The organism is Umboniibacter marinipuniceus (genome assembly GCF_003688415.1).
GTDB classification, from domain to species: Bacteria; Pseudomonadota; Gammaproteobacteria; order Pseudomonadales; family DSM-25080; genus Umboniibacter; species Umboniibacter marinipuniceus.
Genome location: NZ_REFJ01000001.1, coordinates 539,191 through 554,740, shown reverse-complemented (window position 1 = coordinate 554,740; position 15,550 = coordinate 539,191). Strand labels below are relative to the sequence as shown.

General features: G+C 50.3%; 16 protein-coding genes. 8 read left to right on the top strand and 8 right to left on the bottom strand.

What is annotated here, in order from left to right:
- Nucleotides 1–20: 20 nt before the first annotated feature.
- Both DFR27_RS02545 and DFR27_RS02540 read left to right on the top strand, forming a co-directional pair.
- On the top strand, nucleotides 21–488 hold the full coding sequence (locus DFR27_RS02545; RefSeq protein ID WP_121875882.1) for an SRPBCC family protein: 468 nt from the start codon (nucleotides 21–23) through the stop codon (nucleotides 486–488).
- A 184-nt stretch (nucleotides 489–672) separates the two neighbouring features.
- Nucleotides 673–1,350 carry a DUF3313 family protein gene (locus tag DFR27_RS02540; RefSeq protein ID WP_170150753.1) on the top strand — a complete coding sequence of 226 codons (678 nt, stop codon included), beginning with the start codon at nucleotides 673–675 and terminating at the stop codon, nucleotides 1,348–1,350.
- Between the two features lie 105 nt (nucleotides 1,351–1,455).
- Here the strand turns inward: DFR27_RS02540 and DFR27_RS02535 are convergent, their stop codons facing one another.
- From DFR27_RS02535 to DFR27_RS02520, 4 genes are all read right to left on the bottom strand, one after another.
- The gene (locus DFR27_RS02535) at nucleotides 1,456–2,601 is read right to left on the bottom strand and encodes an ABC transporter permease (RefSeq protein ID WP_121875880.1); all 1,146 of its coding nucleotides are present in this window, start codon (nucleotides 2,599–2,601) and stop codon (nucleotides 1,456–1,458) included.
- On the bottom strand, nucleotides 2,598–3,527 hold the full coding sequence (locus tag DFR27_RS02530; RefSeq protein WP_121875879.1) for an ABC transporter ATP-binding protein: 930 nt from the start codon (nucleotides 3,525–3,527) through the stop codon (nucleotides 2,598–2,600). The genes DFR27_RS02535 and DFR27_RS02530 overlap by 4 nt, the downstream gene beginning before the upstream one ends.
- A complete protein-coding gene (locus tag DFR27_RS02525) occupies nucleotides 3,520–4,482 on the bottom strand; it encodes an HlyD family secretion protein (RefSeq protein WP_121875878.1) in 963 nt (320 codons plus the stop codon). Before DFR27_RS02525 ends, DFR27_RS02530 begins: the two co-directional genes overlap by 8 nt.
- Nucleotides 4,483–4,592: 110 nt before the next feature.
- Entirely contained in the window at nucleotides 4,593–5,090 is a 498-nt protein-coding gene (locus DFR27_RS02520; protein WP_121875877.1) for a putative 4-hydroxy-4-methyl-2-oxoglutarate aldolase, read from the bottom strand.
- A gap of 204 nt (nucleotides 5,091–5,294) precedes the next feature.
- Between DFR27_RS02520 and msrA the strand changes: the two genes are divergently transcribed.
- Nucleotides 5,295–6,548 carry a peptide-methionine (S)-S-oxide reductase MsrA gene (gene msrA / locus DFR27_RS02515; protein ID WP_121875876.1) on the top strand — a complete coding sequence of 418 codons (1,254 nt, stop codon included), beginning with the start codon at nucleotides 5,295–5,297 and terminating at the stop codon, nucleotides 6,546–6,548.
- Here the strand turns inward: msrA and DFR27_RS02510 are convergent.
- A complete protein-coding gene (locus DFR27_RS02510; protein ID WP_147434501.1) occupies nucleotides 6,545–6,991 on the bottom strand; it encodes a hypothetical protein in 447 nt (148 codons plus the stop codon). The two genes, msrA and DFR27_RS02510, sit on opposite strands and share 4 nt — an antisense overlap.
- Nucleotides 6,992–7,112: 121 nt before the next feature.
- Between DFR27_RS02510 and DFR27_RS02505 the strand changes: the two genes are divergently transcribed.
- A complete protein-coding gene (locus tag DFR27_RS02505; protein WP_121875874.1) occupies nucleotides 7,113–8,243 on the top strand; it encodes a PQQ-dependent sugar dehydrogenase in 1,131 nt (376 codons plus the stop codon).
- Between the two features lie 3 nt (nucleotides 8,244–8,246).
- On the top strand, nucleotides 8,247–10,196 hold the full coding sequence (locus tag DFR27_RS02500; protein WP_121875873.1) for a TonB-dependent receptor: 1,950 nt from the start codon (nucleotides 8,247–8,249) through the stop codon (nucleotides 10,194–10,196).
- A gap of 4 nt (nucleotides 10,197–10,200) precedes the next feature.
- On the opposite strand, the gene DFR27_RS02495 is transcribed toward DFR27_RS02500, so the two are convergent.
- The 3 genes from DFR27_RS02495 to DFR27_RS02485 all read right to left on the bottom strand — a co-directional run bounded on the left by DFR27_RS02495 (nucleotide 10,201) and on the right by DFR27_RS02485 (nucleotide 13,688).
- Nucleotides 10,201–11,481 (bottom strand): sensor histidine kinase, encoded by a 1,281-nt coding sequence (locus DFR27_RS02495; RefSeq protein ID WP_121875872.1) that lies wholly within the window; start codon nucleotides 11,479–11,481, stop codon nucleotides 10,201–10,203.
- Entirely contained in the window at nucleotides 11,462–12,154 is a 693-nt protein-coding gene (locus DFR27_RS02490) for a response regulator transcription factor (RefSeq protein WP_121875871.1), read from the bottom strand. The genes DFR27_RS02495 and DFR27_RS02490 overlap by 20 nt, the downstream gene beginning before the upstream one ends.
- Before the next feature lie 82 nt (nucleotides 12,155–12,236).
- On the bottom strand, nucleotides 12,237–13,688 hold the full coding sequence (locus tag DFR27_RS02485) for a DUF4397 domain-containing protein (RefSeq protein ID WP_121875870.1): 1,452 nt from the start codon (nucleotides 13,686–13,688) through the stop codon (nucleotides 12,237–12,239).
- Nucleotides 13,689–13,980: 292 nt separating this feature from the next.
- Here DFR27_RS02485 and DFR27_RS02480 point away from each other — a divergent pair, with 292 nt between their 5' ends.
- From DFR27_RS02480 to DFR27_RS02470, 3 genes are all read left to right on the top strand, one after another.
- Nucleotides 13,981–14,649 carry a lysoplasmalogenase gene (locus DFR27_RS02480; protein WP_121875869.1) on the top strand — a complete coding sequence of 223 codons (669 nt, stop codon included), beginning with the start codon at nucleotides 13,981–13,983 and terminating at the stop codon, nucleotides 14,647–14,649.
- Between the two features lie 82 nt (nucleotides 14,650–14,731).
- Nucleotides 14,732–15,031, top strand: coding sequence for a hypothetical protein (locus DFR27_RS02475; RefSeq protein ID WP_121875868.1), 300 nt, complete (start codon nucleotides 14,732–14,734; stop codon nucleotides 15,029–15,031).
- A 7-nt stretch (nucleotides 15,032–15,038) separates the two neighbouring features.
- Nucleotides 15,039–15,509 (top strand): arsenate reductase ArsC, encoded by a 471-nt coding sequence (locus DFR27_RS02470; RefSeq protein ID WP_245962585.1) that lies wholly within the window; start codon nucleotides 15,039–15,041, stop codon nucleotides 15,507–15,509.
- Nucleotides 15,510–15,550: the final 41 nt, after the last annotated feature.

Genomic DNA, 15,550 nt, shown 5'->3' with positions numbered 1-15,550 from the left:
CGCTGAAGGAGCTGCTCAAGATGAAGGAACTTGTAAACGAGGTTGTTCGTATAAATGCTCCCGCTAGCGTAGTCTGGGACTTTATTAGTGACATCGAGCATTGCGCTACGTGGCTAACAAATGTTGACAGCGTCAGTATTCTCAAGCGGGGAGACAACGGTCTAGTTGGGCTTCGCTGGGAAGAAACACGAAAAATGTTTGGCAAAGAAGCTACCGAAACCATGTGGATCACCCGAGCTGAACCGCTCAATTTTTATCAGGTGGAGGCGCACAACCACGGCGCCAAGTACTTCTCCAAGCTTTCGATTCAAGTTAAACCCGGCGGTTGCGAATTAGCCATGAGCTTTAGTGCCAAAGCGGTGTCGTTTAGCGCCAAGCTTTCTTCGCTACTTATGGCCCCGCTAATGAAGTCTTCAGTCAAGAAAATGGTAGCTAGAGACTTAAGTGATATAAAGCACGCCGCTGAACAACAAGCCGAAGCCGCTTAATTAGGCATTTGCCAAAACCCATTCAGCACCGCCAATCCCAAGGTGAGCTGAGTACGCGCTGGCAACTACTTTCACTTGAATGGCTAGCGAATTACCCTTACATTGGCAACGAATGAGCCTTTTTAAGGTCATAGGGATAGAAAACAAGAGACAAGGCGTCTCTGATCATTGGAGGAAACACATTATGCTAAAGCAATTTCTTACTGCCGGTATCATGGCCATTGCGGTCTCGGGGTGCGCGAGCGTTGGTACGCCAAGCGAAACCATTAGCCCTGTCATTCAAGCCAATCAACTCGTAGGGCAAGAAAGTAAGCAGTTTGACGTCGCCTTTGCTAAGAATCCTTACCCTGAGGTGACCAGTGTGTATTTCGAGCCAATGGACCTCACCAATGTAACCATTATCCAACCGGACAGTTCAACCAGTATAACCAGTCGAGTTAATCGTGATTGGGTGCTAACAGACCGTGATGTGGAGTGGCTGCAGGAAGCGTATGCAAAATCTGTTGAGAACTCGTTCTCGGCCAGCAACATTACTGTGGCAGCCACCGCCGACGAAGCCGACGCGGTAGTTAGCGCAGACTTAACTCGCATTAAGCCAACAGCACCTAAAGATGACTCAAGTCGAAGCCCAGGCTCACGTTACTACACCAAGTACTCGGGCGAGATGGATGTTCGTTTCACCGTGGTCCAAGGCACTGAGACAATTCTAGTGATTGAAGACCGTCGCGACGCGGGGTTTGATACTGGCACAGCATCCATGAACAATCGTACCTCAGTGCAGTTTGACGTACGCAACTTGTTTAACCGCTGGGCCATTCGCCTCGGCAAGCAGATGGAAGTATTGGCTGAACCCGGCGCCTAAGTCATACCTAGTCTGAATCTCAAGCCGGCCTCGTGCCGGCTTTTTAGTCTTTGAGCTTCTGAAGTGGTCACCAAGAACTACGCGACCAAGGCGCGGTGCGTGCTATTAATCAAGACGCTTCTTGAACCGGTATGACGCCACCAACAAGCCAGCCATACTAAATAGCGCTAACCAAATAAGATCAGCACGCAGTTCAAATAAACTTGCGTCGCGCAAAACAACGCCTCGAATTACCCGCATAAAATGCGTAGCCGGTAGTGCTTCAGCTATGGTCTGAGCAGCTTTCGGCATGCCCTCATAGGGAAACATAAAACCCGATAACAGAATTGAAGGTAGTAAAACGAACACGGTCATTTGCATAGCTTGTAGCTGGTTCACTGCCACGGTTGATATCACTAGACCCAGCGCGAGACTTGCCGCAATAAACAATCCGGTTGCGACAGCTAAGTCGAGCAGAGAGCCGCTAACCGTAACAGAAAACACCCAGTAGCCAAGCCCCAAAATAATACCTACTTGAATGAAGCCAATAAATATATAGGGCACAATTTTGCCGATCATCAGTTCCATGGAGCGAACAGGTGTATTGATCAACATCTCCATGTTACCTCGCTCGCGCTCGCGAACGATGGCCGCTGAGGTAAACATGATCATCGTCATGGTGAGAATGACACCTACCAGACCCGGCACCACATTAACCGCCGTTCGCTGCTCGGGATTGAAGTACAGTGTTACTTCAAAGGTTGGTACTTGTCTATTGGCTGGCTGACGAAAGAGCTCTCGCAATGGCATTGCCCTCAAGCCTTTTATCGCACTAGCGATAACGGTATCAGAACCATCCACCAACCAATGGGCGATAGGTCGACTGGTTTCTTGATCCGTTGACGAGGGTGAAGCCAACCCCGCAGCTTGGTGACGAACAAGTCGATTATCCACATCCCTAGGAATAACGAGCGCGGCTCTTACTCTGCCCTCTCGAATGGCTTCCTCTGCCGCGGATACCCCATCAAAATAGTGCGTGACCTCTACCACTTGGGTAGCGCTAACAATTTGAACCAAGGTTCGAGATAGGGCTGTACCACTTTGATCCACCACGGCGACTGGAATATCGCGAATATTGGTATTAATGGCAAAACCGAATAACAAAAGCTGGATCAACGGGATCATGATGACCATACCAAAGGTCATTTTATCTCTGCGAAGCTGTAACAATTCCTTCGATACAATAGCGTAGATTCTAAGCAAGGAGTTCATTGTCGACTCCCCGAACCGCCGGTACAGTTGACGAACACATCTTCGAGTGAAGGACGGGCAAGCACTACTCTATTCTCAAGCTGAGGATAATGCTTAGTCATCCATTGCAGCGGATCGGCCTCCTTTTTGTCTACCAGTACCCTCAAGTGGGCGCCCAGTTGCGCCGAGCTCTGAATCATCGGGTTTAGTTCTAAAGCCCGCTTTACACCACGCAGATCCGATCCGCTCACCTCCACGACATTAGCACTCATTTCGTCCATCAGCCGTTGCGGAGATCCGTCCACTCGTTTTATCCCAGCTTCCAAAATAGCTAATTGATGACAGCGTTCGGCCTCGTCCATGTAGTGAGTGGAGACCAAAATCGTAGTGCCCGAATCGCAGAGGTCAAACAACTTTTCCCAGAAGTCTCGGCGATTTTCGGGATCCACTGCCGAGGTAGGTTCATCAAGGAAAAGTAGTGGAGGGCGGTGAATCGTCGCGGCGGCGAGCGCCAACCGCTGTCGCTGTCCTCCGCTCATGGATCCGGCAAAATTATCAGCCCTCTCGGTGAGATCGTAGTCGGTCATCAGCTGATCAATACGCTGCCGACGTTCCGCTCTGGACAAGCCATAGATTGATGCCACAAAGTGCAAATTTTCTCGCACCGTTAGATCGTCAAAGAGTGAGAATTTTTGAGTCATATAGCCGATCTTGGACTTGAGCTGATCGCTATTTTGTAGGACTGACTGACCAAATAGTTTAGCCTCACCCTCTGAGGCAGCTAATAAACCCGTTAGTAAGCGTATCGCCGTGGTTTTTCCGCACCCATTGGGCCCAAGGAAACCGTAAATAGAGCCCTTTTTGACCTTTAAATCTAGGCCACTAACGGCTGCAAAGTCACCGAATCGTTTGGTTAAGCCGCAGGCCTCAATCGCCCATTCACTCATTAATAATGGCCCCTTCAGGCATTTTCACTTCCACGGGCAGTCCGGAGGGTAGATGTGCATAGTTTGCAGGTAGCTGAACTTCAGCTACATACATCAGCCTACTTCGCTCATTCTGAGTTAATGCATAGTACGGAGTAAATGACGGCTCACTACTGATCCAGGTCACCGCGCCGAGTATACTGTTGGCCACACCATCCACTTCAACTAAGAGCGAATCACCGACTTTAATGGCGGCTCGGTGAGTCTCTGGTACATAGACTCGGGCAAAGGGGGCATCACCTGCCAGTACAATTGCAACGGGACTTCCCTGTGTAACACGCTCTCCCAGATTCCAAGGAAGGTTATCTAAAATTCCCGTCCTCGTGGCGCGAACACTTAGATCTTCGAGTAATTTTTGCTCGCCTTCTAATTTTGCCTGCGCCGCGTCAAGCTCCGCCTCAGCGATACGAAGATCTTCCTCTCGGGTACCGTTTGTTAGTTGGCGTAGGCGCTCTTGTGCACTTTGCAAGGACGCTTCGGCCGAATCACGTCGAGCAATTACATGATCAAGTGCTGCTCTGCTTTGCATCTCGCGGTCTACTAAGTCTTTTGTTCGAAAATAGCTTTGACGCGCATCCACTACAGCAGCTCTAGCGCCAGTGACCTCCGCTTGCGCCGCAGCCACTTCCTCAACACGCGCACCGCTTCGAAGTTTATCCAGCTGAGCCTCAGCACGAAGCACCTCTGCTTGGGCCGCGGCAACCTGAGCTGCTTGGATTCGACTATCGAATTGGACTAACAAATCTCCCTGTGTCACCGCTTCACCTTGACTCACGGGCAAGGCGATAATCACCTCCTGAGCCGGCGCAGTGTGAGCGACACGCTCTCGCTCAAGATTCCCCAAGGCAACTGATTCGCCCTGCTCATCGCACCCCGTAACCAGCAGGACAACACCCAATACAAGCCAGCGCCTCATACTTTTTCCTTTGCAATAGCCATCACGATAACTTAAGTAAAGCACAAGGCAATTGACGGCGAAACCTAGTAGCAAAGTTTCTGCTCACCGCTTCGATTGTTCAGATAGAACTAACTGGCGGCTAAAGTTCTACCAATAAGCGCTGGCACAACCACCACTCCATTGGTATCGGCTACGAGATAGTCCCCAGGCTGGATCTGAATGCCTCCCACTTCTAACGTTATATTCACCTGCCCCGCTCCGCGACGATCGGTCTTGAGTGGAATACTAGCTAGAGCTTTAATTCCTAAAGGAAGCGTTGAGAGGATTTCTACATCTCTGACACAACCGAAAATCACCACCCCTGCCCAGCCATTCTGTACAGCGTTGGCCGCAATGAGATCGCCCAGCAATGCTCTGCGCATCGAAGCGCCACCATCGACTACAAGTACGCGCCCTATACCGGGCTCTGCAAGCTGTTCCTTCACCCTCGAGTTGTCTTCGAAACACTTAATAGTGACCACCTCACCGGCGAAACAGTCCTTCGCACCGTAATCACGAAAAGCGTTGGGCGTAATCACTTTTACCTGTTCAGAATATTGGTCACATAAATCAGGGGTTGAAAGCATGGCAAGTTCTCCTTGTTTACTAAGAGAGTGAACCACTGAAAACAATTCGACGAATTTTTATGGTGAATGACGCCTATTTTCGTTGGTTCATGTTGATTGCTTTTCATTGCCAGCGACCGCTGAGAATACGGTATTTACGTGGTGGAAATTACCGTAGCGAATCTACGCTGGGGCTACGTATTATGGCTGTACAAGGAGATTATCATGCTGTTGAAAAAATGCTTACTGCTCATTGGATTAGCTACCTCAATAGTGGCTCATGCTCAAACCCCTGCCTCGGCAGAAGCCACCGAGAACATCCAAACTATCGTGCTGGGTGCAGGCTGCTTTTGGGGTGTCGAGAAGCGCTACGAAGCGATGCCTGGGGTATTAGATGCTGAGTCCGGCTACGCCGACGGCCAGGTAGCACCTAATTACCGAACTATCACCCAAGCGAGTAATCGATTTAACCCCAACAACCATGCCGAGGTAGTTAAGCTTAGATTCAATGCCAATGCTATTTCTGTTGAAGCATTAATTAAAGCCTTTTACGAACAACATGATCCCACCCAAGGAAATCGCCAAGGCAATGATATTGGCACCCAGTATCGCTCTATTATCCTCACCACCACACCGCTACAAAGCACCGTTGCTCAGAGATTAACCCAGGAATATCAAGCGCTGCTCACTAATGCCGGTTATGGCGAGATAACCACGCAGATTAAACCGCTAGAAAGCTTCTATTCAGCGGAGGAATACCACCAAGACTATCTGGCGAAGAATCCCGAGGGCTACTGTCCTGATCACAGCACCGGCGTTCGTTTTAGTGGCAATACCACAGAGTTAGTAGACAATGAGGCACTGCTCAGCGGCAAACACATTGTAGTGATTGATGCTGAGTTTTACTGTCCATATTGCGAGAAATTTAAGACCGAAGTGGCAAACGATTACCAAGGTAGTATCCCAATGACCTTCCGCTTCGCCCACCAACTTGATGGGCTAAGCATTAACACTCCCACCTGGGCCACTCCTACCATACTCTTTTTGGAGGACGGCAGCGAAGTGTTTGCTCATCAAGGTTTTTTGGGAGAGGAGGATTTCTATCGAGCCCTTGGCGCCTTTAAGCTAGGTCAGAGTGAAGCCTTCAACGTGGCCTTCAATGAAGGGACGGATGCCGCGTTCTGCAAAGCTTACGATCTTTTCAAAAATACCCCTGATGGACAGTTCGTGGATACCCTTTCCGGCGCCCCACTCTTTGACACCCGAGATCGATTCAATTCTGCTACCGGTTGGTTGTCATTCACTAAACCCGTTGATGGTGCGGTGACCGAACACACCGATAATCGCTATGGCATGCAACGGACTGAATTGCGCTCGGCTTCAACCGGCATTCATTTAGGACACGTTTTTGACGACGGCCCCAACGGCCAGTTGCGATATTGCATCAACGCCACCGTGCTGGAGTTCGTGCCCCGTTAGTCAGTAACTGTTGCGGCTGGGGTGTTAAGATAACTGAAAACCAAGCCGCCTAGTGCTCCCGCGGCGCACTGGGCAGCCCAACCTAATAGCGTTCTGGCACCCGTAATTAAGGTCACACCAAGTAATGGTTCCATCGCGGCAATCATCACTATAAAGGCAATCGCGCCGCCGAGGGGAAACCAAAGTTTGGGAAGCGCTTTGAAGCGGTTCACAAAAGACATAAACCAAAAGGCCAAGAGTAAACCAATCAAGATGACTATGCCGTAGGTAAACGCTAAGCCTTGAAGGTCTAACCATGACATCCTAGCGCGATCGCTAAACGGAACCACTACATTAACGGACTCGAGGCCAGCAATGACAAACTGTGTATTAAATAGCGAGGCTAGGATGAAGGTCACCAGGGTACTCGTTAAAAATGCAAAAAGCGTTTGTCGATTAGGCATATTCTATTAAGCTCTACACATAAAATAATTAATGAATTGAATACTCTACGCTAAAAAACCATGTTTAGGCCAATCCAAATTATCTGGCCTCAACCTAGCGAATTGATAAGGGGATAACACCATGCTACGCCAATTTATTCTTTCTACGTGGGTAATTACCACCGCCGCGCTCGCCCAACCACAGCTATCGCCGGCGCCCAGTGACGTACCGACTATCGCCAATTACGATGTTGAAGAGCTGGCCGAAGGCTTCAATCAGCCTTGGGGACTTAGCTTCCTGCCCGGCGGCGCGATGTTGGTCGCTGAGCGAAGCGGCACTATTCAGTTGGTGAGCAAAGATGGCAAAAACCGCGTCGCGCTTGAGGGTGTTCCCGAAGCGTTCGTCAAGAGCCAAGCAGGCTTTTTCGAAGCACTCCCCCACCCCAACTTCGCCGCTAATCAGTGGGTTTACCTTAGCTATGCTTGGGGCTCCAACGATGAAAACGGACTGCGTGTTGCGCGGGCGAAGCTGGTTGGCAACGCATTAACGGATCTAGAGATACTGTTTACCGTAAGCCCCCTTAAATCAGGGGGTGCACATTACGGCGGACGAATGACCTTCCTCCCGGACGGCACGTTAGTCTTCGGCACGGGTGAAGGTTACAACTACCGAGAACATTCTCAGCAGCTAAATAGTCTCATGGGGAAGATTATTCGCATCAATGCCGACGGCTCGATTCCTGCCGACAATCCATTTGTTGGTCGTGACGACGCGCGGGCAGAGATTTGGAGCTACGGTCATCGCAATCCACAGGGAATTGTCTTTGATACCAATACCAACGTATTGTATGTCCATGAACATGGCCCCAAAGGTGGTGACGAAATCAATGTGATTGAAGCTGCGCTGAACTACGGCTGGCCGGCTATCACTTACGGCACGGAATATTCTGGCGCCCAGATCACCCCCTATACTGAGTTGGATGGCATGGAACAACCCATGTTCTACTACGTTCCGTCTATAGCCCCTGCTGGCTTTGCACAACTTCAAAATTCTCAGTTTAGCGCCTGGGATGGTGACTTTTTGATTGCCGCATTAGCGGGCAAAGAGGTTCGCCATGTAGACATGGAGAATGGTCAGGTGGTTGGTCAGCATCGTCTTCTCACCGAGCGTGAAGCACGTTTCCGCGATGTTCGCCAAGGCCCCGATGGTGCCATTTATGTACTAACTGACTCAAGCGAAGGAAGCATTCTTCGCCTGACGCCGGCGCAGTAACTCATGATTAATCTGTTATTACTGACCGCTGCGATTGAAGAAGTCGTTATCACTGGAAATCGAAATGGCGAACCGCTCGCTGAACTCGCCGCCTCGGTTTCCGTATTGCAGGGCGAGGCACTTAATGCTGGAGCTACTACACGAATAGACCAGATATTGAACCAAGCCGCTGGGGTAAATCTACAGAATACGAATGGCCAACAGCACCTCACTGCAATTCGCTCGCCAGTTCTCACTTCTGGAGCCGGGCAAGGCAGCTTTCTCTACCTCGAGGACGGCTTAGCTCTGCGCGCTGCAGCGTTTGGCAACGTTAATGCCATGTTAGAATCAAGCTGGGAATTAGCCGATGGCATTGAGGTCTGGCGTGGACCAGGCAGTGCGGCCTATGGATCTAACGCTATCCATGGCGTAATTAATGTGCGCAACGAACAGCCAAGCGGCCAACAGTTCTCCGTAAGCTATAGTGACTCTTCGTCATCCATTCGAGCTCGAATGAGTAGCGAATCTGGTTTCCTGAAGGCCTACGGCTTAAATGATGAAGGTTGGCGCGATAGTACCGGCGCCCATCAAGCCAAAGCGCTTATTGGCGGTACGTTGAATTCTGATAACTATGAGATGGAAGCTAGTCTCGCCGCACACTCCCTCGATCAACAAACGGCCGGCTTTATCTTTGGCGCTGACGCTTACAAAGATGACAACTTGATTTATACCAACCCCAACCCAGATGCCTACCGGGAAGTGGACGGATTTCGTGTACGTAGCCAGCTAACCCTCGGCAATTCAGGCTTTTCAGTGACACCTTATTATCGCGAAGTAGAGAGTGAGTTACTCATGCACTTCCTGCCCAGCCAAGCCATAGAAAACGCTAAACAGCAAAGCGTTGGCTTTATGTCAAACTACCGCGCTGAGGCTGGCTCAACCACCTTTCATAGTGGCATCGATATCGACGCTACCCGCGGCTCGCTTCGCGAAGAACAGTTAATCCCAGACGTTTTTTCATATACGCAAGGGATGCACTACGACTACCAAGTAGACACCACCACACTAGGCTATTTCTTTCAGTTGAGCGCTACGCACAAGGAGCGTTTAGATTGGCTGATCGGTATGCGCTATGAAGCCAGTCGCTATGACTACGAGAACTTCATGACATCCGGGGTTGATGGGCGTTTTTACCGGCCCGAAGACAGTGCAGATAAGTTTGAGCTGTTTATGCCCAAGTTACGCGTAAATTATCGCCTCAACACGGAACAAAACCTTTGGTTCCGCGTCGCAAGAGGGGCACGAGCACCGCAGGCCAGTGATCTTTATCGACTACAGATCAATCAAACCGGAGGCAGTGCTGGCAAAGAGGTCATAGACAGTGTCGAGTTTGGCTGGCGCTATAACCTCGCTGATTTATCGCTCGCAGCAACTACATTTGCCATGCGCAAGCGCGGGGTATTTTTTCGCGATGCCAATGGATTTAGCGAAGCCAATGGTGAAACCGAACACCTTGGCCTTGAGCTAGAAGGTAACTGGCAGTTTACAGAGGGACTACTGTGGACTGGAAGTATGAGTTATGCGAACCATACCTACGCGTTCACTCGAGCAATCAGCGGTGGTCCAAATACCACCGAGAGCATTGTCTCCGGCAATCAGGTGGATACCGCGCCAGAGTGGCTAGCAAGCCAACGTTTAAGCTGGCGCATCAACGATGCTTTATCAACTGCAATGCAGTGGCAGTTAGTTGGCGCTTACTACATGGACGCAAGTAATCAGCATGAGTATGACGGTCACCAACTTTGGTCCGCCTCCGCTGACTACCAAATTCATGCTGACATCCAAGTATCGCTGGGTGTTGAAAACCTCTTAGATACTCGCTACGCAAACAGAGCGGACTACGCTTTTGGCAATGAACGGTATTTACCAGGACGACCAAGAACGGCCTCGGTGGGCATTGACTGGCGCTGGTAGCTGATCAGAGGAACTTCACCACAATGGTGGTGCCAGCCTCTTTCTCGCTCGCAACGTTAATGCTCCAGCCAAACTGATCGCAGAGGCGCTTAACAATAGATAGCCCAACACCAAAGCCCGAGCGAGAATTCTCGCTCTCCGCTTTCCACGGGTCAAAGAGACCGGGCAGTTTTGCTTCACTTATTCCTGCACCCGTGTCAATGACACTCACAGCATTATCTTCTATTACGATTGTGACGGCGCCAGCCTCGGTATAGTTAACCGCGTTCTTCACCAAATTGGAGAGGACAATTTTTACCGCCGTGCGAGATGAATTGATCACTAGCTGCTGTTGGTGACGTACACTCACTATCAGGTTTTCACTGCCGCGAATCTCCTGAAAGGTCCGAGCTATCTCATCTACCAGCTCGTTGACGCTGACGGTTTGATATTCAGTGTTCGTTTCTCGTTCTCTTGCCAACATGAGGAAGGCGTCGGTAAGTTCTTCCATATCTACGCAAGCACGATCAATACGATCAACGTGACGAGCTTGGATGGGGGTGATCTCGGTGGTGCTACGAAGCATATCAACCGCCATTGAAATAACCGTAATAGGGGTTCTTAATTCATGGCTAGCATCTCGAGTAAAGGCGCTTTCTCGTTGGATAAAGCGTTCGTTACGGTCAATAAACCTAGACAGTGTCTCGGCTAGTTGTAGGACCTCTTGATCCGCATAATTGGGTAACTCAGCCGCTGAAATACTCTCCGAATTTGGTCTTTTTGGATCAAGCTTAGCCACCGCATTAGCGAGCGCTTGGGTAGGTGAAATTGTTCGCCGAGCCAGCAAGTAGGAAGCCCATAAAGCGAGGTATAAGACCAGTAACACGCAGGCCAACGGCAGAATTCCATAAAGCGCGATTAGCCCATCAACACCCGAACGATTGAATAGCAACACTAAGCGTTGCTCACCTCGCTGCTCGAGGAAAACGGCATTAAAACTCCCACCGCCGAGTTCATGGTAACCTTCCAGTTCAGTGATCACACCGGGTGGAATTTGCCGCTCATCGCGCGGGAGTAAGTAACCGGTAAGATTAAGCGAATTCGCCATGGGTGCGTTAGGTGACTCTTCCAACAGCGCCCAATAATGCGCGGATTCACGTTTCAGCGCCTCTTCAACTAGTACGTTGGACAACAACCAATTAGTCACCCACAGCCCCATCAACGCCGCTAAGGAAATGACCCCAGCTTGAAGGATAAAGTTGATAAAGAGTCGTTTACCTAGTGATTTAGGTTGTCGGATCAACAATGCGATAACCTCCTGCCGTACTATGTTGGATGAGTTTGTCTTCGTAGGGACGATCTAACACTTTTCGAAGTGCGTAAATATGCGAGCGCAACGCATCGCTATCTGGTCGGTCCTCACCCCAGAGCTCTCTCTCCAATGTTTCACGACTAACATAAGCTGGAGACGCTCGAAGTAGGCTAGCCAAAATTTGATAGCCCGTTGGTGTCAGTCCAATAGCCTTGCCGTTGCGGGTTACGGTCATTTGCTCCAGGTCGAAGTAAACATCGGCACATCGTAACACCTCACTAGTTGCCTCTGGCCCCAGTCTGCGGGACAGCGCATTGACCCGAACTTCGAGTTCACGCATCGCGAAAGGTTTTACCAGATAGTCATCTGCGCCCACCTCAAAGCCAAGAATTTTGTCGTCAAGCGAATCACGCGCCGTTAACATAATGACTGGTGTACTCTTTTTAGCTACCTTGCGCAGCTGCGTGCACAGTTCTATCCCATTAAGCCCTGGTAGCGACAGGTCCAAAATGATCACTTCAAATTCTTGCGTAACAGCCAAGTGAAGACCGGTTACCCCATCGGCAGCAAAGTCGACGGCAAATCCCTTCGCGGACATATAGTCCACGATCATCTCAGCAATGTCCTGATGATCTTCGATAACAAGCAATCGTTTACGTTGCGACATAATTTTCCGACCGTTACAACAACGGCTGAGACGAAGACGCCTCAGCCGTGTTATCAGTTTTACGATGAGTTAAAACGTTCTACTAGTTACTAAGAACAATAACACCAAAGTCAGTTGGAGTACCAGCTGGCTCCGCTGGACCGCGAGCAATCACCGTAGAGACGCTACCGCCATCAAGCTGAACTCCTTCTAGGTTGATGGCTACCATTCCACCCGCCACTACACGGATATCATAAGCGCCCGGTGCTACGGCTACGTAATCAGTAATACTGCCAAAGGCGAACTCATCAAGTAACGGATCCCCCGCTGCTTGGCTCTCAACCTGAACCACTGAGTACTCGCCCGCTGCGGTTACATAAACATCTACATCGCCCGCTGCCGGAGCGCCATGAACCACCTTTACACTAGCCTGTGTGGCAATAGCACGATTCGCATCGCCTGTAGGTAGTAAAGTGAAAGCCGGCGACGAAGTCACCCGACCTGTCGCAACAACACTATATTCCATTCCCGCTTCAAGCGTGACAGAACCCGAGGTGAAGACTGAGCCACCTACACCAGCACCATCAGGTGAGACATCGAATACGTAGTCACCGCCAGGAACTCCAGCGTAGTTACCAGCCACTGGGAAGATATCGGTATAATCAAAGCTCGCGATCAACTCCGCTGGCATGTCGCCAAGCGCCGCAGACGTAGCCCATACTTCAACGGGGCCACCAGCTGCAGAAGCCGCGTCCGGAGAGGCATGTACTACGCGTGCACCGGCTGTCGTCGCGGCGTCGCGAATCTCTACCGCATCAGTGTCGTTAGCGACCAACAACTTCACCGGGGAAGCGTCTGACTCTACCTGATTTTCGGCCGCAATGGCGGTTACCTGTAATTTCTGACCCGCAAAACCTGACAGATCAACGGTGCCTGAATCAAATACCACAGTACCGTTTACGGCAGCGCGAATACGAACTTCGCCAGCAGCAACCGCGCCGACATCGACAGACTCTTTAAACTCAAAGTTAAAATTTGGTGACATATTGGTAATGTCATCAGTTGGAGCAGTGAGGAAGATGTCCACTGCTGGCGCCAACGGCGCAGCGTGAGTTACCATCAAGCTTACCTGCCCATCCTCTGGCATCGTTTCTGACGAGCCGACAACCAATGGTTCGATATCAGCCACTGCGCCCACGGCTATAACGGTAGTCATATCGTCTTCGGCAATCGCAAACTCATCTACGGTGATGACCTCAGCGTTACCACCGGGGATAATGCCTTCCACGGCCAAGTCATAGAAGCCTACGGATAGCGAAGCAAAACCCGAGCTCTCCGCGTAATCCAATTCACTGATAGCTGCTTCGCCATCTACGAGCACATTTACTGCTGGTGCGTCAGGAGAGGCGTGAATGACACGAATGCTTCCAGAACCCAGCTCAACTTCGACATCCGTAACGTCGTCATCGTCATCATTACATCCGCTAAGTACTGCCATTGAAGCAATAACCGCAGTAGCTAATAGCTTTTTCGGAAAAGTAAATTGTTGTTTCATGAGAACCCCCTATAAGTGAGGATTGCACTATTAACGAAGCGCCGTGAAGAGGGCGTCAACGCTACGTGAATAAAGCGTGAATATTCGTTATCTACTTAGCCAATTACCTTTAAAAACACCACTTAGATCACAATTTTAGCGGTTTTTACGTCAATAATTCTTAGCCCTAATGGACTAATTCAACTCATTATTCCTAGTAGATCGAAAGCGAAGAGTGCAAAGACGCTACCAACACAGTATTCTCTGGTGACTATAAAAACAATTTTGGTCACTACTAGGGGTATAAGTAAGTATGCATCTAACCGCTCTGCAGTCATTGCTGATTGGCATGATCGTCGTATCATCGCTCGCATTTCTCTCTGTCTGTAAACGCGACTCCGTGGCAAGGCTGATGCTAAAGCCTTTGACTACCCTACTCATTACGCTACTCGCCGCCAGTTTTATTGACCAGCTTAGCGGCCCATTTCAATCTGCCGCGCTCCTTATTACTGCCGGACTCATCTTCTCCCTCGCGGGTGATATTTTCCTGCAGCTGCAGACCAAGTGGTTCCGGTTTGGACTAGCGAGCTTTTTAATCGCACACTTAGCCTATATCTGCGCTATCGGCATGCCCGGAGGCAGCGCTCCTTTTATCGGCGGTCACTGGATAGCAGCAGCCATTGCGCTCTGCGGCTTAGTTGCCATCTATACGCCAATGCACAGGCACCTAGCCCGTGAGCGCGTTCCGGTAGCACTCTACGCAGTGGTCATCGCTGCGCTATTATTCGTGACGCTACTTCAGTGGCTAAACGGCGGAAGCCTGATCTTGCTAGTGGGTGTGATCCTGTTTTCAATCTCGGACTCACTACTTGCGGCTAATCGTTTTGTGCGGCCATGGCCGAGTGCGCAATATCAAGTGATGTCAACCTACTATAGTGCTCAGCTATTGATTGCTCTTAGTCTTGCTGAACTGACTGGATAATATGAGATGCTGCGCCTTGGTACTGCCGCCATAGCCTGATAAGATTAAACGATAAACAATAATTTATAGGAAAGTTAACGCTATGAATAAGACCATCATAAAATCTGGTTTGGTGATTGCAGCCCTGGCCGGATTAACACTACTTCCAGGTTGCGCAGGCAAGGTTGATGGTCGTACCGCTTGTGCAAATAGTGTGGATGCCGCCTGGAATGCGCTGAACATCGCCGAGACCGAGGGCTTTGCAGGTAGCGTGAGCTACTCAAAGGCAGCGTCGCTGCTAACGGCCGCGAAATTTCAACAAACCATCGAACGCTTCGATAGCTGTGTAGACAAAGCACAGCGAGCGAGTAACTATGCCGTTGCCGCCCAGCGCGGCGAGTAAAAACCGAATGATGAAACTGTTAATTGTCTGCACCCATAACCGCTGCCGCAGTATCTTGGCGGAGGCCATCGCTGCGAAATTACTCGCTCCCGATGTTCAAGTACGTTCGGCCGGTAGCGCGGCTGAAGGCAAAGTTCACCCGCTGTCTTTGCAGTACTTGGCGCAACGCGGCTATGAGACCAAAGACCTCCACAGTGAGTCGTGGGATGCACTAGGGGACTGGCAGCCTGATATTATCATCACGGTCTGCGATAGCGCCGCTAACGAAGCGTGCCCCCTGATTCTTGGGCCCGCCGAAAAGGTCCATTGGGGGTTAGTCGATCCGTCGAAAACAACCTCTGACACGGCTCAGTGCGAAGCGAATTTCATGGCAACGATTGATCTCTTAGAAGATCGATTCGCTCAAGCGAAGGCGGCCTTTACTGTGGATATTACTGCAGAGCAACTTGCTAATTCACTGCGTAAACTCCACCACTGAGATTGGTAACGCAACGGCTTCACGCTGATCAATCAATTGGT

Coding starts and splice junctions, on each gene's coding strand:
- DFR27_RS02470 (WP_245962585.1), top strand. CDS start 15,039: ATGATGAAACTGTTAATTGTCTGCACCCATAACCGCTGCCGCAGTATC.
- DFR27_RS02535 (WP_121875880.1), bottom strand. CDS start 2,601: ATGAACTCCTTGCTTAGAATCTACGCTATTGTATCGAAGGAATTGTTA.
- DFR27_RS02485 (WP_121875870.1), bottom strand. CDS start 13,688: ATGAAACAACAATTTACTTTTCCGAAAAAGCTATTAGCTACTGCGGTT.
- DFR27_RS02505 (WP_121875874.1), top strand. CDS start 7,113: ATGCTACGCCAATTTATTCTTTCTACGTGGGTAATTACCACCGCCGCG.
- DFR27_RS02475 (WP_121875868.1), top strand. CDS start 14,732: ATGAATAAGACCATCATAAAATCTGGTTTGGTGATTGCAGCCCTGGCC.
- DFR27_RS02540 (WP_170150753.1), top strand. CDS start 673: ATGCTAAAGCAATTTCTTACTGCCGGTATCATGGCCATTGCGGTCTCG.
- DFR27_RS02530 (WP_121875879.1), bottom strand. CDS start 3,527: ATGAGTGAATGGGCGATTGAGGCCTGCGGCTTAACCAAACGATTCGGT.
- DFR27_RS02545 (WP_121875882.1), top strand. CDS start 21: ATGAAGGAACTTGTAAACGAGGTTGTTCGTATAAATGCTCCCGCTAGC.
- DFR27_RS02510 (WP_147434501.1), bottom strand. CDS start 6,991: ATGCCTAATCGACAAACGCTTTTTGCATTTTTAACGAGTACCCTGGTG.
- DFR27_RS02480 (WP_121875869.1), top strand. CDS start 13,981: ATGCATCTAACCGCTCTGCAGTCATTGCTGATTGGCATGATCGTCGTA.
- DFR27_RS02525 (WP_121875878.1), bottom strand. CDS start 4,482: ATGAGGCGCTGGCTTGTATTGGGTGTTGTCCTGCTGGTTACGGGGTGC.
- DFR27_RS02490 (WP_121875871.1), bottom strand. CDS start 12,154: ATGTCGCAACGTAAACGATTGCTTGTTATCGAAGATCATCAGGACATT.
- DFR27_RS02500 (WP_121875873.1), top strand. CDS start 8,247: ATGATTAATCTGTTATTACTGACCGCTGCGATTGAAGAAGTCGTTATC.
- DFR27_RS02520 (WP_121875877.1), bottom strand. CDS start 5,090: ATGCTTTCAACCCCTGATTTATGTGACCAATATTCTGAACAGGTAAAA.
- msrA (WP_121875876.1), top strand. CDS start 5,295: ATGCTGTTGAAAAAATGCTTACTGCTCATTGGATTAGCTACCTCAATA.